General features: G+C 69.3%; 19 protein-coding genes. 15 read left to right on the top strand and 4 right to left on the bottom strand.

Annotation, left to right across the window (positions count from 1 at the left end; genetic code table 11):
- Nucleotides 1-34: 34 nt before the first annotated feature.
- The 7 genes from F4X11_06490 to F4X11_06460 all read left to right on the top strand — a co-directional run bounded on the left by F4X11_06490 (nt 35) and on the right by F4X11_06460 (nt 6,741).
- Nucleotides 35-1,222, top strand: coding sequence for an amidohydrolase/deacetylase family metallohydrolase (locus F4X11_06490; GenBank protein ID MYN64662.1), 1,188 nt, complete (start codon nt 35-37; stop codon nt 1,220-1,222).
- A gap of 222 nt (nt 1,223-1,444) precedes the next feature.
- Nucleotides 1,445-1,741, top strand: coding sequence for a hypothetical protein (locus F4X11_06485; protein ID MYN64661.1), 297 nt, complete (start codon nt 1,445-1,447; stop codon nt 1,739-1,741).
- 133 nt (nt 1,742-1,874) lie between these two features.
- Nucleotides 1,875-2,987 carry a cytochrome c gene (locus F4X11_06480; GenBank protein ID MYN64660.1) on the top strand — a complete coding sequence of 371 codons (1,113 nt, stop codon included), beginning with the start codon at nt 1,875-1,877 and terminating at the stop codon, nt 2,985-2,987.
- The gene (locus F4X11_06475) at nt 2,984-3,964 is read left to right on the top strand and encodes a hypothetical protein (protein MYN64659.1); all 981 of its coding nucleotides are present in this window, start codon (nt 2,984-2,986) and stop codon (nt 3,962-3,964) included. Before F4X11_06480 ends, F4X11_06475 begins: the two co-directional genes overlap by 4 nt.
- A gap of 50 nt (nt 3,965-4,014) precedes the next feature.
- On the top strand, nt 4,015-4,434 hold the full coding sequence (locus F4X11_06470) for a hypothetical protein (protein MYN64658.1): 420 nt from the start codon (nt 4,015-4,017) through the stop codon (nt 4,432-4,434).
- Between the two features lie 154 nt (nt 4,435-4,588).
- Complete coding sequence (locus tag F4X11_06465) at nt 4,589-5,608, top strand: hypothetical protein (GenBank protein ID MYN64657.1); 1,020 nt, start codon at nt 4,589-4,591, stop codon at nt 5,606-5,608.
- Nucleotides 5,609-5,736: 128 nt separating this feature from the next.
- Nucleotides 5,737-6,741 (top strand): hypothetical protein, encoded by a 1,005-nt coding sequence (locus tag F4X11_06460; GenBank protein MYN64656.1) that lies wholly within the window; start codon nt 5,737-5,739, stop codon nt 6,739-6,741.
- Nucleotides 6,742-6,783: 42 nt separating this feature from the next.
- Here the strand turns inward: F4X11_06460 and F4X11_06455 are convergent, their stop codons facing one another.
- A complete protein-coding gene (locus F4X11_06455) occupies nt 6,784-8,247 on the bottom strand; it encodes a hypothetical protein (protein MYN64655.1) in 1,464 nt (487 codons plus the stop codon).
- A gap of 121 nt (nt 8,248-8,368) precedes the next feature.
- Here F4X11_06455 and F4X11_06450 point away from each other — a divergent pair, with 121 nt between their 5' ends.
- The 4 genes from F4X11_06450 (at nt 8,369) to F4X11_06435 (ending at nt 12,854) form a co-directional block, all read left to right on the top strand.
- The gene (locus F4X11_06450; GenBank protein ID MYN64654.1) at nt 8,369-9,418 is read left to right on the top strand and encodes a hypothetical protein; all 1,050 of its coding nucleotides are present in this window, start codon (nt 8,369-8,371) and stop codon (nt 9,416-9,418) included.
- An 81-nt stretch (nt 9,419-9,499) separates the two neighbouring features.
- Nucleotides 9,500-10,714: an ABC transporter permease gene (locus F4X11_06445; protein ID MYN64653.1), complete on the top strand. Its 1,215-nt coding sequence runs from the start codon at nt 9,500-9,502 to the stop codon at nt 10,712-10,714.
- 118 nt (nt 10,715-10,832) lie between these two features.
- Entirely contained in the window at nt 10,833-12,080 is a 1,248-nt protein-coding gene (locus tag F4X11_06440; GenBank protein MYN64652.1) for an ABC transporter permease, read from the top strand.
- Nucleotides 12,081-12,146: 66 nt separating this feature from the next.
- A complete protein-coding gene (locus F4X11_06435) occupies nt 12,147-12,854 on the top strand; it encodes an ABC transporter ATP-binding protein (GenBank protein ID MYN64651.1) in 708 nt (235 codons plus the stop codon).
- Here F4X11_06435 and F4X11_06430 read toward each other — a convergent pair whose 3' ends face one another.
- A complete protein-coding gene (locus tag F4X11_06430) occupies nt 12,855-14,021 on the bottom strand; it encodes an amidohydrolase family protein (protein ID MYN64650.1) in 1,167 nt (388 codons plus the stop codon). It lies immediately after the preceding gene.
- 46 nt (nt 14,022-14,067) lie between these two features.
- Entirely contained in the window at nt 14,068-15,039 is a 972-nt protein-coding gene (locus tag F4X11_06425; protein MYN64649.1) for a hypothetical protein, read from the bottom strand.
- 134 nt (nt 15,040-15,173) lie between these two features.
- On the opposite strand from F4X11_06425, the gene bla reads away from it, so the two are divergent.
- The 4 genes from bla to F4X11_06405 all read left to right on the top strand — a co-directional run bounded on the left by bla (nt 15,174) and on the right by F4X11_06405 (nt 21,370).
- Entirely contained in the window at nt 15,174-16,967 is a 1,794-nt protein-coding gene (gene bla, locus F4X11_06420) for a subclass B3 metallo-beta-lactamase (protein ID MYN64648.1), read from the top strand.
- A gap of 253 nt (nt 16,968-17,220) precedes the next feature.
- Nucleotides 17,221-19,779, top strand: a complete 2,559-nt coding sequence (locus tag F4X11_06415; GenBank protein MYN64647.1) for a hypothetical protein — start codon at nt 17,221-17,223, stop codon at nt 19,777-19,779.
- Between the two features lie 9 nt (nt 19,780-19,788).
- Nucleotides 19,789-20,985, top strand: a complete 1,197-nt coding sequence (locus tag F4X11_06410; GenBank protein ID MYN64646.1) for a transcriptional regulator — start codon at nt 19,789-19,791, stop codon at nt 20,983-20,985.
- A 55-nt stretch (nt 20,986-21,040) separates the two neighbouring features.
- Entirely contained in the window at nt 21,041-21,370 is a 330-nt protein-coding gene (locus tag F4X11_06405; protein ID MYN64645.1) for a multidrug efflux SMR transporter, read from the top strand.
- 4 nt (nt 21,371-21,374) lie between these two features.
- On the opposite strand, the gene F4X11_06400 is transcribed toward F4X11_06405, so the two are convergent.
- Nucleotides 21,375-22,400: an EamA family transporter gene (locus tag F4X11_06400; GenBank protein MYN64644.1), complete on the bottom strand. Its 1,026-nt coding sequence runs from the start codon at nt 22,398-22,400 to the stop codon at nt 21,375-21,377.
- Nucleotides 22,401-22,414 lie beyond the last annotated feature (14 nt).

Here is a 22,414-nt window from a genome sequence, read left to right as displayed (position 1 = left end):
AGACCATGTGTTCTCACCGAGAGGGAGGACCGACATGCTGATCACCCGCCGCCAGTTCGTCTCCGCCACGGCTGCGGCGGCGCTCGGCGCCGGCGTGGCGCGCCCGCACGCGGCGTCCTGGGACCTCGTCGTCCAGGGCGGGCGGGTCATCGATCCGTCGCTGGGTATCGACGCCGTCCGCGACGTGGCGATTGCCGGCGGCCGCATCGCCGCGGTGGAGCCGGGCCTCGACGCCGGTGAGGCGCAGGTGGTGAACGCGAGCGGCCGGATCGTCGTGCCCGGCCTCATCGACGTCCATACGCACTACGCCCGCGAGGCCCAGGGGCCGCGGATCTGTCTGGAGGACGGGGTGACCGCGTGGGTCGACGCGGGCTCGGCCGGAGCCGACGCCATCGACGATCAGGTGGCCGTGGCGCGCGCGGCGCCGCAGCAGGGGCGCCTGCTCGTCAACATCGGGCGGCAGGGCATCCTGCCCGGCGGCGACACGATGGATCTCGACCTGGCCGACGTCGGGGCGGCGCGGGAGGCGATCGCGCGCCACCGGGACTACGTGGTCGGGGTCAAGGCGCGGCTGTCGCGCAACGTGGCGGCCGACGACGTGGAAGTGCTGCGCCGGACCCAGGCGGCGGCGTCGGCCTTCGACCTGCCGGTGATGATCCACATGGGGCAGACGGTCTCGCCGCTGTCCACGCTGTTCGGCCTGCTCAAGCCCGGCGACGTGGTCACCCACATGTACGCGCCGCCTCCCAACGCCATCGTCGGCGACGACGGCCGCATCCGGCCGGCGGTGCTCGAGGCGCGGCGCCGGGGCATCCGCTTCGACGTGGCCAACGGCCGCCGGGGGCACATCCGCTGGGACACGTTCGACCAGGTCATGCAGACCGGATTCCTGCCCGACACCATCTCCACCGACGGCAACACCACGAGCCGCAGCGTGCCGGGGGTGGTGGACCTGCCCAACGTGATGTCGAAGTTCCTCGACGCGGGGATGAGCCTGACGCAGGTGGTCGCGTGCGTCACCACCAACGCCTCGCGGGTCTTCCCGCACCTGAACGACCGCGGGACGCTGCACGTCGGGGCGCGGGCCGACCTGGCTCTGCTGGAGTTGCGCCACGGCCTCTTCGACTTCGTCGACAACTACGAAAACCTGCGCACCGGCGGCCAGCGCCTGTTCCCGCGCGGTACCGTGCTCGGCGGCGAGTGGCTCCCGCGCACCGGCTGACCGGTGCGTTCGCGCGCCGTCTGACCGGTGGGTTCGCGCGCCGTCTGACCGGTGGGTTCGCCTGATCTGCATCGGCGGTCCGCACCGCGATCTCAAGTGGTACGAGAACGCGGCGCCGTGAGCGAGTCGTACGAGGGCGAAGCTCCGTTGCCGCCAAGTGTAGTCACGTGGTAGGATGATGTTGCCCCCATCGAGCCTTTCCTGGTGAACGGAGGCTGCATCGTGAACACGGGAACGCGCGAAGCCGTGAGTCTCGTCCTGGCGACCCTTACCCTGCTCATCTCGCTGGTGAACGCGATCGGCGTGCTGCTGGTCAACGGCAAGGTCGATGGCTTGATCGGCAGGGTCGACCACCTGACCGGCAGGGTCGACCACCTGACCGGCAGGGTCGACCGCTTGACCGGCAGGGTCGAGCACCTGACCGGCAGGGTCGACCGCTTGACCGGCAGGGTGGACGCGCTGCAGGCGGTCATCACCGCAGACATCACCGCAGACATCAACGCCGACGGCCGACCGTGACGCGGGACGGGCTCCCCGTCGGCGGTCACTGTCGGTTGTAGTCACGCGGGTATCCGTTCCGTGAAGCCGGCGCCGTCACTGGCCCGCCGGCGGACTCGGAGGTGCGACCGGGCCCGCGCGCTACAATACGGCCATGGTCTCTCGATACGCACCGGGCGCGGTGCTGGCCGTCACCCTGGCCATGGTGGTTCCGCTGTCCGCCGCGGCGGCGCAGGATCCACCCGGCGCCCAGCCCTACCGGCAGGTATGCGAGTTCTGCCATGGCGCGGCGGGCGGCGGGGACATCGCTCCCGCCCTGGTCCCCTTCGGCTTCGACGCCGAGTACGTCCTCGCCGTGGTCCGTGAAGGGTACGGCCAGATGCCGCCCATCTCGCGCCGCGAGCTCGACGACGATGCGGTGCGGCAGGTGGCCGCCTACCTGGAGGTCCTGACCTCGCCGCAGGCCCCGCCGGCGCCTCCTTCGGAGGAGGTCGAGGCCGAAGCGGAGGAGAGCGCGGCAGAAGCGGCAGAAGCGGCAGAAGCGGCAGAAGCAGTCGAGGCGGTCGAGACCAGCGAATACGACGGCCCGCGCACGCCCGAGGGGCAGCCCGACCTGAACGGGATCTGGCAGGCCCTCAACGCGGCATCCTGGGACGTCCGGGCGCACAACGCGCAGGACGGCGTCCCGGCCGGTCTCGGCGTGGTCGAGGGCGGCGAGATTCCGTACCAGCCGTGGGCGGCGGCGCAGCAGCGTGAGAACTACGCGAACCGGCTCACCGCGGACCCGTTGCGGCAGTGCTTCCTGCCGGGGGTGCCGCGCGTCACCTATCTGCCGTTCCCGTTCCGCATCCTGCAGACGCCGGATCACGTCGTCATCACCTACGAGTTCGCGCACGTAGTACGGATCATCTACACCGACGGCAGTCCGCATCCGCTGCCGAACGACTTCTGGATGGGCGACTCGCGCGGTCACTGGGACGGCGACACCCTGGTGGTCGACACGACCCACTTCAACGGCCGGGCCTGGTTCGACGCGGCCGGCAACTTTCACAGCGACGGGTTGCACGTGGTCGAGCGCTACACGCCGGTGACGCCGTATCACCTCGATTACGAGGTGACGATCGAGGACCCGGAGGTCTTCACCCGCCCGTGGACGATGCGCATGCCGCTGTATCGCCGCATGGAGGCCGGGCTGCAGCTTCTCGACTACGACTGCGTCGATTTCATCCTGCAGGCGTTGGAGACGCCGGAGGGAGGTGCGCGGTGATCCAGTGTGGAAGAGGTTTCGTCGCCGTTGGCGCCATTGCGGCGCTCGCCCTGCTCGGCCCGGCCGCGCTGCCCGCTTCGGTCCATGCCCAGGGGGGCGAGCCGGTGGACTTCGAGCCGCCCCGGACTCCGTGGGGGGATCCGGACTTCCGCGGCTATTTCCTGCCGGGCGCGTCGCAGCCGCTCGAGACGCGGGCGAGCGACGAATGGCGGCAGGCGGAGGGCGTCAATCGCGGCCAGGGCGCCGCGTTCTCGCGCTTTTTCGAGCCCGATCCGGATGCGCCGCCGCGCCCCGGGCGCATTACGCGCCCGATGATCATCGACCCGCCGGACGGCAGGGTGCCGCTGCAGCCGTGGGCGGCCGAGCAGCGCGGCGAGATCATGGCGCGGCAGGAAGAGCTGGCCCACCTGGACCCGCGCGTCAAGTGCCTGCCGTCGGCGCTGCCGCGGGCGCATCTGCCGGTCGGTTACAACACGTACCAGATCCTGCAGATTCCCGGCTACGTGATCATGCTCTACGAGTGGAACCACCTCTACCGGTACATCCCGCTCGACGGCCGGCCGCACCTGCCGCCCGACATCCGCCTGGGCATGGGCGATTCGCGCGGGCACTGGGAGGGCGACACGCTCGTGGTGGACGTCACCAACTTCACCGCCAACACCTGGCCGGTCGGGCACGGGGCGCCGCCGGAGGGAGCGCCGGCCAGCGCGCTGACAAGCGGGCACGGCGTCTTCCACAGCGGCGACCTGCATGTCGTCGAGCGCTTCACGTTCGTCGACGCGGACACGATTCGGTACACCGCCACCATCGAGGATCCGAACGTGTTCACGCAGCCGTGGACCATCGAGTTCAACGCCCTGAGACGGGCCCCCGAGGGCCACATGCTCTTCGAGTACGCCTGCCACGAGGGCAACGGACGCAATCTCGAGCTGATGACCGGCGTCGACGTCGGCGCGGCGCGGGTGCGGATCAGGTAGTCCGCCTCCGGGTCGAGGGAGTCACGATGCGAATGAAGCGCGCTACGGCGATGACGGTTGCAACGGGACCGGGGCTGGGCGGCGTCCTCCTGCTGGGGTTGCTCGCGGGAGCGGCACCGGCGGCGGGGCATCACGCCTTCTCCGCCGAGTTCGATGCGGATCGCCCCCTGCGGCTCGTGGGCACCGTTTCGAGGACCGAGTGGATCAACCCGCATTCCTGGATCCATGTCGACGTCGAGGGCGAGGACGGCGAGGTCGTCACCTGGGCCATCGAGTGCGGCGCCCCCAACGCCCTGATGCGCCGCGGGCTGAACAAGAACTCCGTTCCCGTCGGGACCGAGCTCGTCATCGACGGCTTCGGCGCCAAGAACGGCTCGAACACCGCCAACGCGCGGGACATCACGTTCCCGGACGGATCGCAGTTCTTCGTCGGCTCGTCCGGCATCGGCGCTCCCTACGAACGCCGCTGACCGGCGAGACGAACCTGCCGGCGGTCGACTTGGACGGCGGGTTCGTCCGTGCAGTCCGCGCCCCGCGCGGTCGGCGGCGCGCGGTTCTTCCGACGGATGAGACGGCGCGGATCGGAAGCGGGCGGGAGCTTCCCGGAGCGGAAGAGAGGTTGCGATGAGCAGCGGATGGATCGGCTCGAAGGGATCGGCGGTCGCGGGAGCACTGGCGCTTGCCGTGCTGCTGCCGCCGGCGGCGGCTGCGGCCCAGTCCGGCGGCGACGATGGCGCGACGGCGGCGCGGACCGCCTGGGGCGACCCCGATCTGCAGGGGCTCTGGACGTCGGCGACGCTCACGCCGCTGGAGCGTCCGGCGGACCAGACGGAGCGGGCGCTGCTGACCGACGAGGAGGCGGCGGCCATCGAGCAGGAATCCGCCGCGCGGCGGGCGGCCTCGGACGGCAAGTCCGCCCCCGGCAGCGTCGGCGGCTACAACCAGGTCTGGCTGGATGCGGGAACGCGCATCGTCGGCGACCGGCGCACGGCGCTGATCGTCGATCCGCCGGAGGGGGTCATTCCCTGGATTCCGGACAGGGAGGTCGAGAGCGACCGCGAGCGGGCGCGCTACGGCGTCGGCCCGTTCTACTCCTACACGGACCTCGACACCGGGGAGCGCTGCATCACCGACGGCCTCCCCAACATGGTGCCGCTGCAGCCCTACAACATGAACATGCGCATCTTCCAGACGCCGGGGCAGGTGGTGATGCTGCACGAGATGTACCACGAGCTGCGGGTCATACCCCTCGACGACCGGCCCCTGACCGGCATCGCGCAGTGGACGGGAGAGGCCCGCGGCCGCTGGGAGGGCGAGACGCTGGTGGTGGAGACGATCAACTTCGTCGACAAGCCGGAGACCTACTGGAGCGCCCCGTGGCGGGCGGCCCGCCCCGGCCTGCGCCTCGTCGAGCGGTTCACCCGTGTCGGACCCGAGACCATCGACTACACGTTCACCCTCGAGGACCCGCTGTCGTTCACGCGGCCCTGGACCGCGGCGGCGCCGATGACCACCGATCAGGCCGCGCGCGGGGTGACCGCGGGCGAGATATGGGAGTACGCCTGCCATGAGGGCAACCACGCGATGATCAACATCCTGGGCGGCGCCCGCGCCGAGGAGGCCGAGGCCGCGGCCGGCAGGTGATGACGACGGCGCAGGTAGTGGCGGCAACCGCCGTTGCTCCCGACTGGTTGCACGGGACCGCCGCCGGGTGCATCATGGGCATGGATCCGGGAATCGGAAACGTCGGAACGCGTGGCGAGGAGGATGCGATGAGCCTTCGAGGTTTCGCTGTCGTGTACGCGGTGATCGCGGTGGCGGCGCTGGCGTTGTCGCCGCCGGCCGTTCAGGCCCAGAGCGAATCGGGTCCGCGCACCGGGTGGGGCGATCCGGACCTCCAGGGGGTCTGGAACAACGCCACCCTGACGCCGTTCCAGCGGTCCGAGTCGATGGGCGACCAGGAGTTCTTCACGGAAGAGGAGGCGGCCAGTCTCGAGCAGGGGGCCGCCGACCGCAACGCCGCGCTGTGGGAGGCGCCCGCGCGCGCGACCGAGGCGGGCGGCAACGTCGGGGCCTACAACAATTTCTGGATGGAGCGGGGGACGAGCGTGGTGCCGGACCGGCGGACATCCGTCATCACCGATCCGCCGAACGGGCGGCTGCCGGCGGTGACGCCGGAGGTGGAACGCTGGCTCAACTCGGACGAGGCGGCCCGCCGGACGGCGATGCGGCGCGGCGATCTGCCGGTCGACACCTACGAGACGCTCGACGGGGGCGACCGCTGCCTCTGGTACCGCGGCGTCCCGTCCTTCCCGACCGGCTACAACAACAACTATCTGATCGTGCAGAACCCGGACTACGTGCTGATCCTGCAAGAGCACATCCACGACGTCCGGTACATCCCCCTCGACGGGCGGCCCCACCTGCCGGAATCCCTCCGGCAGTTCGCGGGCAGCTCCCGCGGCCGCTGGGAGGGCGACACGCTCGTCGTCGAGACGCGCAACTTCAACGACCATGCGTTCATCCGCAACTTCGACGCGGACCTGACGCCCGACCTGGTGGTGGAGGAACGGTTCACGCGCGTCTCGGACGATATCCTCGACTACGAGTTCACGGTCGACGATCCGAACGTCTGGACCCAGTCGTGGAAGGGGTCGCTGCCCATGTGGCGCAACTCGGAGCCGCTCTACGAGTACGCCTGCCACGAGGGCAACTACGGGCTGACGAACATCCTGGCCGGATCGCGCGCGGAGGAGGCGGCCGCCGCGGCGAAGTGAGTTCCGCCCGGGGGGCGCCTGTGGCGGGGCGCCCTCCCGGAGTCAGTCCCGAGCGTTCTCGACGATCGCTCCCGCCGGCCCCGTCAGCTCCACGATGTGCAGGCCGGTGTCGGCGCGGTCCGCCAGGTAGATGAGCCCGCGGTCGTCGACCTCCACGTTGTTCGTCTGAATCGCCACGCGGCAGTCTTCGACGCCGTCGATGACGGCGCAGCGCTGATCCGTCCGGTCGGTGGTGGCGGGAATGTAGTACGCCACCTCCCGCATGTCGAACGGGTCGCGCACGTCGATGACCCGGGCCCCGGCGTTGAACCACGAGACCACCATCAGCTTCCCGTAGAACGGCGGCTCCATGGACCACTGGGGGGCATGGGGGCCGAAACGGCCGCCCCGGCCGCAGAAGCCGCCGCTCGATTCCGGCACCTGAAAGGTCCCGATCGGGAGGGGATGGGCCTCGTCCGTGATGTCGAGCATGAGCGTGACGTGGCGTGTCTCCTGGCAGGCGTTGGCGACCGATTCGGAGACGACGAACAGGAAGTCGCGGGTGGCGTGGTCGCGGTTGCCGGCGTAGTCGGCAATCTCCACGCCGAGCAGCGGCATGGCGGTGTGCCCGCCCCAGAACGACGGCAGGTCGATGCGGCCGATCTGCGGGTAGGCGAGCCCGGCCGGGCTCGCCGCCAGCGGCGCCGCGGCGTCCGGATCGCCGTTCAGCAGTCTCTCGCGGTCGAGGATCTGCACCGCGCCGTTGTTGGAGGTGCCGTACGCCAGGTAGACGCGGTTCCCCAACCGGACCGCCTCGTGCACGCCGGAGCCGCCCGGGATGGGGCCGCTCGCGTCCGGTTGGACGCCGGGCAGGCTGAAGTCGCGGATCCGCCGCGGCGCGGCCGGGTCGGCGAGGTCGAAGATCTGCAGGATGCGGGGTGCGCGCCAGCCGTCCACGGTTCCGGCCAGGTAGGCGATGCCGGTGTCGCACTCCCACCAGTTCTTGTGGGTGTGCTGCTCGCCCGTGGGCGTGCGGCCCATCTCGGCCACCGTCCGCACGAAGGCGGGGCCGGCCGGGTCGGTGACGTCCCAGACCTCGTGGCTCCGGTTGCCGTTCGACCGCAGCAGGTAGAAGCGGCCGGCAACTCCTCCCGGTAGCCGGTTGCCTGCGCACACCTGAACCATTTGCGCGCCGCTCGCGCCGCCGGTGGCCGGGATGTGGGCCAGGTAGACGGGGCCCGCCGGATCCGTGACGTCGACGACCGACGTGCCGTTGGGTTCGACGGCGCCGGTCAGCGGGTTCAGGCGCTCCCCCGCGTGGTGGCCGACGTAGGCGATGCGGCGTTCCCCCTGCCGGACCGGCAGGGGCTGGTAGGCGGAGCGCGCCTGCAGGTCGTGCATGCCGACGAGCCGGGTGTTGAAGGCCTCCTCGCCGTGGCCCGTGCCGGCAGTTTGCGCGCGGGCGCTACCGGCAGCGGCGACAACGGCGAGCAGGGCGGCGAACGACAGGGGAATCCAGCGGTTCATCGTCGGCCTCCGGTTCAGTGGGTCGTGCGGTCAGGTTACCCGAAGGCGCTGCCCGCGGTTGCGGCCCACTTCCCGAGGGCGTAGCATGGGCGCAGTGTCACGCAGCTCCAGGAGGCGAAAGATGAAGGTCCGCTCTCTCGTCACCGCAGTCCCCGTGGTGCTCGCCGCCGTCGCCCTCGCGCCGCTGTCGGCGACCGGCCAGGAGGCCGCGCCGCGCACGCCGTGGGGCCATCCCGACCTGCAGGGCACCTACACCAGCAAGACCATCACGCCCCTCGAGCGCCCGGCGGAGCTCGCCGGGCAAGAGCTGCTGACCGCCGAGGAGGTGGCGAACCTGGAGCAGGAGGTCGTCGACCGCAACGCGGAGCTGCTGGCGCGGCCGGCCCGCCGGACGGAGGTCACCGAGAGCGTGGACGTCGGCGCGGACGGCGCGCCCGGCTTCTACAACAACTTTTGGCTGGATCGGGGCGTCACCTCTACCGGCCGGACCTCGATCGTCGTCGATCCGCCCGACGGGCGCCTGCCGCCGCTGACGCCGGAAGCACAGCAGGACGAGGACGCGCGCCTGGCCGCGCGCAGCGCCCGCGGTCCGGCCGACACCTGGACCGACATGGATCTGAACGACCGCTGCATGCTGTGGTCGGTGGGGCCGCCCATGCTGCCGACCGGCTACAACAACAACTACCTGATCCTGCAAACGCCCGAGTACGTAGCGATCCAGGTCGAGATGATCCACGACACCCGCATCATTCCGCTCGACGGCCGCCCGCGCCTCGGCCGACCGATCCCGCAGTGGCTGGGCGAGATGCGCGGCCGCTGGGAGGGCGACACGCTCGTCGTCGAGACCCGCAACATCGCCCGCAGCGAGGAGGGCTCGTCGTTCGGCAACGACGTGGTCCGCATCCGCGCCGCCAACGGGGGGCGCACCCAGAGCCTGCGCATCATCGAGCGGTTCACCCGGGTCGACGCCGACACGCTCCGCTACGAGTTCACCGTTGAGGACCCGACCCGCTGGACCAGCCCGTGGTCCGGCGAGCTGCCGCTGCGGCGGACCGACGAGTCCCTCTTCGAGTATGCCTGCCACGAAGGCAACTACAGCATCGTCAACGTGCTGAGCGGCGCCCGGACCGAGGAGCGGGAGGCCGCCGGCGACGAGGAGGCGGCGCGCTGACGGTTCCCGTGCGTCGACCAGGATTCCCTGGGAGCCCGCTGTGAAACGCCGCGCGGCAACGAGAGCAGCGAGGCCTCCTCGATGCGCATCCTGAAGATGGCGTGGCGGAACATCGGCCGCAACCGGCGGCGCACCGTCGTCACGGTGGCCGCGATGGCGTTCGGCTTCTTCGCCATGGTCGTCTGGTTCGCTATGCTCCAGGGCCTGCTGGCCGACATGGAGCGGACGGTGATCGACGTCGAGATCGGCGACCTGCAGGTCCACGCGCCGACCTACCTCGACGATCCGTCGCTGTACACGCGCATCGATGACGTCGACACGCTGATTCCGGCGCTGGAGGCGGCGGGGTTCCGGGCCAGTGCGCGGCTCGTGGGCGGCGGGCTCGCCGCGGCCGGGGTGTCGGCGGCCGGCGTGTCGCTGCAAGGGTTGAACGTGCGGGCCGACGCCGGCGTCAGCGCCATCTCGACGCGCCTTGCCGAGGGCGCCTGGCTCGACGCCGAAGATCCGTACGGCGTCGTCGTCGGACGCCGGCTCGCGCGCTCGCTCGACCTGGAGATCGGCGGGGAGCTCATCGTTCTCAGCCAGGCGGCCGACGGGAGCATCGCGAACGATCTCTACGCGGTGCGCGGGATCCTGCAGAGCGTGAGCGACGGCGTGGACCGCTCCACGGTCTTTCTCAACGAGGCGGCGTTCCGCGAGCTGTTCGTGCTGCCGTCGGGCGCGCACCGGATTGTCGTGCGCAAGCCGGACGACGTCGAGCTGCCGGCGGCCGTCGAGGCGGTGCAGGGGCTGGCCCCAGGCCTCGATACGCGGTCCTGGCGGACGCTGCTGCCGACGCTGGCCACCTATCTGGACTCCGCCAACGCCTCGATGCAGATCGTCTCGGCGGTGATCTACATCGTCGTCGCGATTCTCATCCTGAACGCGATGCTGATGGCGGTGTTCGAGCGCATCCGCGAGTTCGGCGTCCTCAAGGCGCTGGGCGTCGAGCCGCGGCAGGTGGTGTGGCTCATCTTCGTGGAGAGCGGGCTGCAGACCGGCCTCGCCCTGGCGGTCGGCGTGGCGCTCGCCGTCCCGACGCTGTGGTACCTGGTGGAGTTCGGCATCGACACCGGCGCGCTCGGCGGCGTGCAAGTGTTGAGCGCGACGATCGCGACGGTCTGGCGGGCGGCGGTGACACCGGCCACGTTCGCGGCCCCGACCGCGAACCTGGTCATTCTGGTGCTTCTGGCGGTGATCTATCCCGCGCTGAAGGCGGCCCGTATCAGCCCGGTGGAGGCGATGCGGCATCAGTGATGCGCGGCCGGAACGGCCACGGGGCCGCGAAGCGACTCGTCGCGGCCGGCTGCGCCCCCGGCGAATGTAGAAGAGAAGCAAGCAGGGATGCGGTGGAGAGAATGATGAGGGCAGCGCGATGAAGGGCAGCAGTCTCGCGACGATGGCGTGGCGCAACCTGTGGCGCAATCGCCGCCGCACGTACATCACGCTGTCGGCGATCGTCTTCGGCGTCTTCCTCGCCGTCATCATGATGGCGATGCAGGACCGCAACTGGGCCGACATGATCCGACTGGCGGCCCGGCTCGGCGCCGGGCACGTGACGATCCAGCATCCGGAGTATCTCGATACCCCCACGCTGACGCGCACCGTGCAGGGGACCGATACTCTGAAGCGCCTGGCCGCGGACGACCCCCACGTCATCGGGGTCGTCGAGCGCATCACCGGGTTCACCATGCTCGCGACCGCGCGCGAGAACGTCGGCGCCGGCTTCATCGCGGTCTCCCCGGAGCAGGAGGACGACGAGACGCTGTCGCTCATCGAGGCCATAGTCGACGGCGAGTTCTTCGGCTCGTCGACCGACGGCGGCATCATCCTGGGCGAGAAGCTCGCCTCGAACCTGGACGTCGAGCTCGGGTCGAAGCTGGTCTACACGCTGACCGACAAGGAGGGCGAGATCGTAAGCGCCCTCGCGCGCGTCTCCGGCATCGTGCGCACCGGCTCGCCGAGCGTCGACGCGGGCATCTGCCTGCTGCCCATCGACGCGGTGCGGGAGGTGGTCGGCTTCGCGCCCGACGAGGCGATCCAGATCGCGGCTTTCGTGGACGACCAGCGCGCCAGCGACGCCGCGGTCGCCGCCCTCGGCGCGGCGGCCCCGGCGGACGTCGCCGTGCTGGCGTGGCACGAGCTGCAGCCGGACCTGGCGGTCTTCATCGCCATGAAGGTGGGCGGCGCCAAGGTCATGATGCTGGTGCTCGCCGTGCTCGTGGCGGCCGGGATCTTCAACACGCTCTTCGTCAGCGTGATGGAGCGCCTGCGCGAGTTCGGCATCATGCTCGCCGTCGGCTTCAGTCCGGGGCAGCTCTTCCGGTTGATCATGATCGAGAGCGCCTGGCTGGCGGTGATCGGCCTGACCGCCGCCGCCGCGGTCACCATCGGACCGTATCTCTATCTCGCGTCGACTGGCATCGACATATCGGGATTGATCCCGGCGGACCAGATGGAGGTCGCCGGCGTCGGCATGTCGACGGTCATGCGGGTCGGCATCTACGGCGAGAACGTTGCGCTCATCGGCATCTCGGCGCTCGTCGCCATCCTGCTGTCGGGGGTCTATCCCGCCTGGCGGGCGGGACAGGCCGATCCGGTGGAGACGATTCGGCTGGTTTAGGTCCAGGTCCAGATCGCGACCAGGCATCCAGAAGATCCGGCGCGACACTTGCGGAGGCAGTGCGTCATGAACGGTGGCGGCGGTGAGACTCCCGTGGTCGCGCTCGACGACGTCAGGAAGATCTACCGGCAAGGTGATCAGCACGTCGAGGCGCTGCGCGGCCTCACGATGACAGTGAAAGCCGGCGAGTTCACGGCCATCAGCGGCCCGTCGGGCTCTGGCAAGACCACCGCGCTCAACCTGATCGGCGCCCTCGACACCCCGACGTCGGGCACCGTGCGGCTGGAGGGCGCGGACCTCGGGGCCCTCACCCGCAAGGAGCTCAGCCGCCTGCGCCGCGAACGGATCGGCTTCGTGTTCCAGGCCTACAACCTGCTGCCGGTCCTCAGCGCCTACGAGAATGCCGAGATCGTGATGGCGGTGCAGGGAGTCGCCGAAGCGGAGCGCCGGGAGCGGGTCATGGCGCTGCTGGCCCAGGTGGGGCTGGAGGGCATGGAGCACCGGCGGCCGTCGGAGCTGTCCGGCGGCCAGCAGCAGCGCGTGGCCATCGCGCGGGCGATCGCGGCCCGTCCCGCCATCGTCCTCGCCGACGAGCCGACCGCCAACGTCGATTCCGCCACCGCCGAGGCGCTGCTCGAGATGATGGAGACCCTCAACCGCGAGCAGCAGGTCACCTTCCTGTTCTCGACGCACGATCCGCGGGTCATGGCGCGCGCCCGCCGCCTCGTCCGCCTCGTCGACGGCCGCATCGAGAGCGACGACGCCCGGGGGTAGCTACGCCGCGCCCGGCACGTGCGCCAGCCAGCGCCGCGGATTGTCGACCAGGATCTTGCGAATCGTCTCGTCCGGCACCCCGTAGTACCGCAGCTTCGGGACGAACTGCACCAGGACGGTGGAGAAGCCGTTGCCCCAGTTCGCCTTGATCTGCGCCGTGTTGGCGAAGTCCGACGACAGCAGGATGTGGTCCTCGTAGCCTGCCTCCAGGGCGTTGAGCACCATGTCCACCTTTTCCCGCTCGGGGATGAACGACGCGCTCATGCGGTGGCCGACCGTATCGAAGCCGATGAACGCGCCGCGGCCGGCGATCTCCTTGTGGGTCTCCCAGCCCGGGTCGTCCGACCGCTGGATGGTCGACAGGTGACCGATGCACAGGTGCCCCATGTCGACGCCCGCCGACTCGTAGAGGTCGATCTGCTCGATGGCGCACGAAGGGCAGCTCTCGTGCGGGACGTGGGTGAAGATCGGCAGCCCCGTCCGGCGGTGGGCCTTGCTGACGGCGCGGATCATCCGGCGTTCCTCATCGTGCATGGCGGGGAACGAGCTGCCCACCTCACCGAGCGCTCCCCACCGCTCGCCCGCCGCCTGCTCGATCAGGTGCGCCGCGAGCGCGTCCTCGTCCAGCCCGGCTATCTCCTCCGGATAGCGCGGCTGCAGGAAGTAGCTGCCGCCGGCCACGACGTGGACGCCGGAGCGCGTCGCCATGGCGGTGAGGTTCTCGAGCTGCTGATTCGTGCGCGGCCCGATGGACGAGTCGACGATGCAGCTCACGCCGTCGAAGGCGGCCATGCGCAGCTCCTCGACCAGCAGGTCGACCATCTCTTCGTTCGTCGGGGCCGGGGGAGCCGGGGTGCCGGGCCGCCGCGGCTCGGCCGGCGGGCTGGCGTAGTCGAACGAGAGGTGCTCGTGGAACAGCGTGGCCCCCGAGCCGATCTCCACCGGATCGACGTCGGCGAGCACTGTCCTGACGACGGCTCCGTCCGGGAACGTGATGGAGGACGCCCCCTGGCCCGCTGCCTGTCTACCGGACGCCCGCGGGCTCGCACCCCGTGCCCAGGCGGTGGCCACGCCGATTCCTGCTCCGGCTCCCAGCAGGCGCACGGCCTCTCGGCGGCCAATCCTGACCGCCCGCGCATCGTTTCCGGTCCCGCCTTTTCTGGTCATGCTTCTCGACCCTGAACGACATTGGTGAAATCGTCCGCGTAGAGCGTCAACGCTCCCGTTCCTCGGCCCGCGCGCCGGCCAGGATGCCCTCCATCGAGTAGTTCCCCTCGTGGCACGCGTACTCGAAGATCGACACGCGGTCGGTGATCCGATTCATCGGCCGCACGACGGTCCACGGCCGCTGGAACGTGTGCGGGTCGTCGATGGTGAACCGGTAGTCGATGGTGTCGTCGTTGACGCGCGTGTAGCGCTCGGTCAAGTGCAGGGTGTCGCGCGACCCGCGGAAGTTGGTCTTCGGGGTGAAGTTCGTGGTTTCGACGACCAGCGTGTCACCCTCCCAGTGGCCGCGCGAATCGCCGAGCCACTGGCGGATCGATTCCGCGACATGCGGGCGGCCGTCGAGCGGGATGATCCGCGGCTCGTGGATCAGCTCCTGGTAGACGACGACGTAGCCCGGCACCTGGAAGATTTGGTAATTGCTGCTGTACCAGCTCCCGATGCCGTTCCAGCCGCGCGAGATGCAGCGGGTCCACTGGCTCAGGTCGCTGTAGGTGTCCGGAGACGTGGCGGGGCCGCGCTGACTCCGCTCGGCACGTTCGGCGGCGATGCGTGCCTCACCCCCGGCCGAGAGCGGCGGAATGCGGCCGTCCGGCGGATCCACGATCAGGGACGTGCGGGTGAGTGCCGTGCCGACGTCCCGCCAGAACGCGTTGTAGTTGCCGACGCTGCCCTCCCGCGGCGGCAGGTCGAAGGCGGCGCGGTTGGCGTCCTCGATGGCCTGCGCTTCTCCCGGCGACAGGTTGTCGGTCTCGGCCAGGCGTCCTTCGAGGGGGCGCTCCAGCGGGGTCGACGTCTGGCTGTTCCATTGCCCCTGCAGATCGGGGTCACCCCACGGGGTTCGGGGCGCCGTCCAACCCTCCGGTGCGCCGTCCCGCGTCTGGCCGGTCGCGGGCACGGCCAGCGCAGTGGTCAGCATCATGAGGAGCACGAACCCGGCGACGAGGAATCGGCAGCGCATGTGATCCTCCTGGTCGGTTGTTCCGTCCCGTGTATCAGCAGTGTAACGCCGTCACCGGTTGCCCGACGAGACGCTGATGCGGCCGGGCGAGAGGGTATATTGGGCAGACTCGACAAGACACAGGGGGGATTCCGATGCGCCATAGGGTATTCGCGTCCGTGAGCGCCGCGGCCGTGCTGGCCGCACTCGTGCTGCTGCCGGCGGCTCCGTCCACCGCCCAGACCGACCTGCGGACGGGGTGGGGGGATCCGGATCTGCAGGGCATCTGGGACTTTCGCACCATCACGCCGCTGGAACGCCCGGAGGAGCTGGGCGATCAGGCTTTTCTGACCGCGGAAGAGGCCGCCAACCTGGAGCAGGAGGTGGTCGACCGCAATACGGAGCTCGCCAACCGGGCCGCCCGGCGCACCACGGCCACCGAGAGCGTGGACCGCGGGGAGGACGGTGCCCCCGGCTTCTACAACAACTTCTGGCTCGACCGCGGCACGCGCACCGTCGGCACGCGGCGCACGTCGCTCATCGTCGATCCGCCCAACGGCCGGCTCCCGGAGATGTCGCCGGAGGGCCGGGAGCGCACGGAGGCCAGTCGCGCCTACCGGCGTGACCACCCGGCCGACTCGTGGCTGGACCGCAGCGCCTACGATCGCTGCATCCTCGGCTTCAACGCCGGCCCGCCGATCACCCCCGGCGGCTACAACCAGAACCTGCAGGTCTTCCAGACCCCGGACGAGGTGGTGCTGGTGACCGAGATGGTCCATACCGTGCGCGTGGTCCCGCTCGACGGCCGCCCGCCGCTGCCGGAGCACATGCGGCAGTGGTCCGGCGACTCGCGCGGCCGCTGGGAAGGCGACACCCTGGTCATCGAGACCGGGAACTTCTACGACCAGCGCCGATGGCGGGGCACGACCCCGGACATGACCCTGGTCGAACGCCTCACCCGCGTCGACGCGGACACGCTGGAGTACACCTACACCGTCACCGATCCGCAGACCTGGACGCGTCCGTGGACGGCGTCCATCCCGATGCAGCGGACCGACCAGCCGCTGTACGAGTACGCCTGTCACGAGGGGAACTACAGCATGCCGGGGATCCTGGGCGGCGCTCGCGTGGACGAAGCGGAGGCCGCCGCGACCGCCGCCGCGCAGCCGGACGGCTGGGCGCGCCCGTTCCCCGGGCACCGGGTCATCGGCAACCTCTACGCCGTCGGCACCTACGATCTGGCCGTGTTCCTCGTCACCTCCGACGAGGGGCACTTCCTGATCAACACCGGGCTCGAGGATTCGATTCCGCTGATCCGCGACAACATCGAATCGCTCGGGTTCCGGCTCGAGGACGTCAGGGTGCTGCTGCAGATGCAGGCGCACTGGGACCACACCGCCGCGCTGGCCCAGATCAAGGAGGCGGTCGGGGCCGAGATGTGGGCGACGGCCGAGGACGCGCCGGTGCTGGAGGACGGGGGCTTCAGCGATCCGCACTTCGGCGGCCGGCAGTCGTTCCGGCCCGTGTCGGTCGACCGCGTCATCGAGGACGGCGAGGTGCTGCAGCTCGGCGACGCGCGCCTGACCGTGATGCTGAGTCCGGGACACACCGCCGGCAGCTCCAGCTACCTGATGACGGTCAGCGAGGGCGGACGCGACTACAACGTGGCCATCGCCAACATGGCCACCATCAACCCCGGCAAGCAGCTCGTCGTCGATCCCACCTACCCCGGCGTGGCCGACGACTTCGCCGAGACGTTCCGCAAGCAGAAGGCGCTGGACGTCGACGTCTGGGTTGCCGCCCACGGCGGGCAGTACGGCCTGCACGACAAGTACGAGCCGGGGCAGGAGTACAGCCCCGACACGTTCGTCGACCCGGAGGGCTTCCGCGAAGCGGTGGAGCGGCTGGAGCAGCTCTACCTCGCGCAGCTCGAGTCCGAGCGCCAATGACGTCGATCGTGGTGTGTTCGTCGCGACAACGGAGGCCGTGATGTCGTTCGTGCGACGAGACACCGACCGGTGGCGGCGGGAGGTCCCCGGGGCGCGTTGGTTCAAGGCGGACCTCCACATCCACACGATCGACGATCGTCCCGGCGGGCGGGCGAAGCTGCCGCCCGGCGTCAGCGGGTCTCCAGAATCGGAAGAGACGCTCACCTCCTACGCTCGACGGTTCTTGCAGTGTGCGGCGGAGCGAGGGGTACGAGTGCTCGGCATCACGCCGCACTCGCCTCGCATGGGGAGTGCCGCCGCCGCCAGCGCGGTGTGGCGGATCGTGGAAGAGTGGAGCAGCGGCGACGACGACGACGGGACGCCGTTCCGGGACAAGGTGTACGCGGTGTTCCCGGGCTTCGAACCGTCGTTCAGGCAGGGGAGTCGAGGGCTGCATCTGTTGTTCCTGTTCGATCCGGAAGTCGGGCGTGACCGCTACTTCAGGGCCTTCAACCTGGCCATGGGCGGCGTGACTCCGTGGCTCGGCAACGAGCTTCAGGTGTCCAACAAGGATGCCGGCGACGCGTTCAACGAGCTGCGGGCCTTTCACGGCAAGGAGTCGCCCAGGGAGCGAGACGGCGGGAGGCAGTGGAACTACCTCACGCTCGCACCCCATATCGAGACCGACAAGGGTCTGCTGGGCGCACAAAAGGCCCAGGTGTTGCGGGACTTTCCACATGTCGAGCTGGCGGGTCTCGAGCTCGGTGACAACAAGCTGACCGAAGACACCTTGAAGGATCGCTCGTGGCTGGCGGATGGCATGACCCGATACCGCCAGGCGTTCTTCCACGGGAGCGACGCCTATTCGATCAGCGACGTCGGGCATAGACACACGTGGTTCAAGCTCGCCAATCCACGGATCGAGGCGCTACGGCAGGCTTTCATTGCAAGCGACTCTCGGATGAGGATCGCGTACCAACGGGGCGCGGACGGCGAACTGACCGAGATTTCCAATCTCCCCGACGTGACCCTGAACGCGCGACCGTGGCTCAAGTCCGTCACGGTAACGGGGGGAGCGTCGTTCTTTCGTGGCGGCGGTGGGAGCCGTTCAGAGAGTCGTTTCGAGCTCAGCCCGGACCTGACGTGCATCATCGGCGGCAGCATGACGGGCAAGAGCACGTTGCTCGATGGTCTGCGCGTGCACGTGGAAGCAAGCCTGCCTCAAGACGACGGTCTCAGGAAGCAGGTCGAAAAGCGGGGTCGCGACGGCTTTCTCGGCGGATCGCCGGAGGTCACGCTGGACTGTCCCGGCCAGGATCCGACCGAGTCGCCGCGCCTGCGGTGGCCCGCCGTGTTCCATACGCAGAGCGAATTGCAGCGGCTGGCTCAGGAACCCGAGGCCGTGGAGGACGTTCTGGCGCGCCTAGTGGTCTCGGAGCGGGAGGACATTCAGGTGCGTGACGGGCGCTTGAATGCACTGGACGAGGAACTGGCTCGTGCGGCCAGGTACCTCGCGAAGCTCGACGAGGAGCTTGCCGACGCGGAGCAGGCGCTCGAGCGGACTCGTAAGGCGGCCGAGGAGCTCGACGCGTTCTCGGATGCTGGAATAGACGAGCTGCACCGCGCCTCGCGCGACGTTCGCCGCTGGCGAGAGGTCGAGAAACTCACGGAGGAGCTGACGACAGAGGCAGGACGCGTGCAGGGCGCCGTGGACGGGTTCGAACTGCCGGAGATCGATGACCACGTAGCGGATGTGTTGCGGGATGCGAATCTGAGCGAGCCGAAAGACGACCTTCAGACGCGCTGGGAGCGCATTCGCGGCTTGCTTCGCTCCGTGAACGATGACCTGGCCGGCGCGAAAGCGGCATCTGCTTCGTTCGCGAAAGCGTTGAGCGCCCACGAGCGAGCCGTACGAGAGCAGGTCGACCAAAAGCTGGCGGCTCGCGGGTTGGACGGGGCAAGAATCAGGGAGTTTCAGGCGCTGAACCGTCAGGCGTCTCTTGTGCCGAGCTATCAGGCGAACTTGGAGGAGGTGCACAGCAAGTGCATCGCCGCCAAGCGCTCGTTCGCCACGCTGCTTGCCGACCGGCAGGGCCTCGTGAATGAGCAACGGCAAGCGTTCGACCGAGTCATCCAAGTGATTCGGACGGAGTTCGGTGGTCGGATATCCGTGCGGCGGGTCGACGCCGGTCGTCGCGATCCGCTGGAGAAGTTCCTGAAGGCATTCAGGCAAAAGGGCATCACGCGGTGGTGGAACGAGCTGAAAGACGCACAGCGACCCTCACCGGAGGAACTGCTCGAAGGGCTCACGGCCGGGCAGTTGTGGAAGGTTGACATGAGTCCCGCTGTCGAGGCGACTTTCGAGGAGTGTCTCTCCGCCGCGAAGAGACGAGAACTGGCGGCCCTTCGATGCCGGGACCGCTATCTGATCCAGCTCAGGATGGACGACGGCAGCTACCGGCGGCTGGACGACCTCTCCGGCGGTCAGCGGGTGAGCGTGTTGCTGTCTCTGGTGCTGGAGACGAATGACGATCGTCCTTTGGTGATCGATCAGCCCGAGGATGAGCTGGACAACAGGTTCCTCTTTGGAACGGTGCTCCCCGCCCTCAAGCGGCTCAAGGGACGCCGGCAGATCGTTGTCGCAACGCACAACGCCAACATCGTCGTGAACGGCGATGCGGATCAGGTCATTCACCTGGAAGCTACCGCAAGCCGTGGCCATGTGGCCCGCGCTGGCGCCATCGAAGAGCCGGCCGTTCGAGACGCCATCGTGCAGACCGTCGACGGCGGCGACGAGGCGTTTCGCCTCCGGCGTCTGAAATACGGATTCTGAGATCTCAGGATGGAGTGGCTTGGCGTACTCGAACGCATCGCGGCCGGCGAGGGCGCCTCGACAGAGTTCAAGCGCGGGCTCGATTTGCCGGGGATCGGGAGGGCGATGTGCGCGTTCGCGAACACCGAGGGCGGCGTGATCATCCTGGGCGTCGACGACTCGCAGACAATCGTGGGCGTCCGAGAGGATACGGAGAGCGTTCAGGAACGCCTGACGAGCTTTCTTCAGACCGGCTGCAGCGCACCGGTATCGGCGCTGTGTGGAAGACATCACGATCCGTCGGGATGGGTGCACTGGATCGAGGTTCCCAGGCAGCGCGGCCTCGAGCCGTTGCGCTACGACGGTCGCGTGTGGGTGCGGCGTGCACGCAGCAGCGTCGAGCCGTCGCCGAGCGAGCTGCAGGATCTCTACAACGACTTCGGGTACATACTGACCGAAGAGCGCTCGATACTGGCTGCAACGTCGAGTCACATCGACCTGGCGAGATTCGGCGCCTATCTGCGCGCACTCGGTCTCGACACCGAGGAGGAGCCGCAGCCGGCCGAGGAAGACGATTTACGCAATCGCGGCGTCCTGACGAAGAGCGGGGACGCGTTGCGGGCCACGCTCTACGGCGTGCTGGCATTCGGCAGGGACCCGCAGCGTTATCCACAGACACGGAGCTTCCGCGTGGAGTGTGTCGCCTACGCCGGGGAGGACAGGGCTTCTGATTCGCTGCAAGTAGCGGATGCCGGCGGACGTCTGGACGAGCAGGTCGAAAGAGCGGTCGGCTGGTTCGCCGGCCTTGGGCGATTCGAGACGTATCGGGGGCTGATCCGCGAGGATCGCCCGCTGCTGCCACGGCCGGCGATTCGGGAAGCACTGGTCAACGCGGTCGTACACCGTGACTACTCCATTACGGGATCCAAAGTGCTGTTCGAGGTCTTTGGCCGGCATGTCGACGTCACGAGCCCGGGCACGCTACCCAACCACATGAGCGTGGAGAGCGTTCGCGCCGGTGCCCATCCCCGTTCGCGCAACGAGTCTCTGGCGAACTACATGCTTGCCATGGGATTCATGGAGCAGCGGGGAAGAGGTTGGCCGATGATGCGTCGAGACATGCGTGAGTTCAACGGGAGTGAGCCGGAGATTGCACAGGACGATCGCAACCGGTACGTCAGGGTGACGTTTCGGCTCGATCCTTCGCGCAACCAACAGGGTGAATAGCCGGGAGGATCCGGCTACCTTCCGGTCCCTTCCGCTACGCAAGGGAATCGAGCAAATGCACTACCTCTACCTGGCGCTGGCCATCGCGTCGGAGGTGGCCGCCACCACCGCGCTGAAGTCGACCGAGGGATTCACGCGCCTGCTGCCGAGCGCGGTGGTGGTGGTGGGCTACGGCGCCGCCTTCTACTTCCTGTCGCTATGCCTCGAGCGGCTGGCGGTCGGCATCGCCTACGCGATCTGGGCCGGCGTCGGGATCGTCCTGATCGCGCTGCTCGGCCTGGTCGTGCACGGCCAGCGGCTGGATCCGCCCGCGGTCGTCGGGATGGGGCTCATCATCGCGGGCGTCGCCGTCATCAATCTGTGGTCGGGGTCGCAACTGCATTGAGCCGTCAGCGCGACACGACCAGCAGCACGCCGGCCACGACCACGGCCGAGCAGCCCATCGACCAGAGCGTCAGCGTCTCGTCGGCGAGCAGGTAGCCGAGGAAGAGGGCGATGACCGGGTTCACGTAGGCGTAGGTGGCCGCCTTGGCCGGGGTGGACGCCTTCAGCAGCCACAGGTAGCAGCCGTAGGCCACCGACCCGAACGCCGCGACGTAGACCCAGGCCCCGAAGGCGGTGGGGGAGACGGTGGTCCAGTCGACCGTGGAGAACTCGCCCGTGGTCGCCGACAGCGCCATCAGGACGGCGCCGCCGCCGAGCATCTGCATGCCGGCCGACAGCCAGTGCGACGCCGGCTGCGACGCGTGGCGGGAGTAGACCGAGCCGGTCGCCCACAGCAGGCTGGCCACGACGATGGTTCCCGCGCCGACCAGGTCGAGGGTGCGCGCGCCGGCGATGTCGGTCGGGTTGACGAGCAGCGCGACGCCGGCGAAACCGAGCGCGAGCCCGAGGATCACTTGTCCCGGCGGCCGCCCGCCGCGGGGCCGCAACCAGTCGATCAGCGCCACCCAGAACGGCACCATCGCGACCAGCAGCGCGCCGATGCCGGACGGCACGCGTTGCAGCGCCCAGCTCACCAACCCGTTGCCGCCGACCGCCATCAGCAGGCCGATGAGCGCCGTGGTCAGCCAGTCGCGGGCGGTCGGCCGCGCCGCGCCCGCGCGTACGCCCAGCGCCACGAAGACGAGTCCGGCGCCGAGGAAGCGCCCGCCTGCCGTCAGGAAGGGCGGGATCTCCGCCACCGCCCAGCTGATGGCCAGGTAGGTCGACCCCCAGATGATGTAAACGGCCGCGAAGGCGGCCACGAGCGAAACGCGCGAGGGATGGGTCATGGGACCACGGTGAAATCGGCAACGAGCGCAGGAAGAGGCCAGCGAGGCGCCGCGGAAACCGCGTAGTTTAGCACCGGGGACGGATCCGTTCCCGCCCGCGCGGAGGCGGGTTCGTTCCTTCCGGCGGCGATTCCGTCGCATCCCCGTTCACGTGC

Source organism: Acidobacteriota bacterium (assembly GCA_009861545.1).
Taxonomy (GTDB): domain Bacteria; phylum Acidobacteriota; class Vicinamibacteria; order Vicinamibacterales; family UBA8438; genus WTFV01.
Note: the sequence above shows the minus strand (reverse complement) of the source record. Positions and strands in the feature narration are given on the sequence as shown.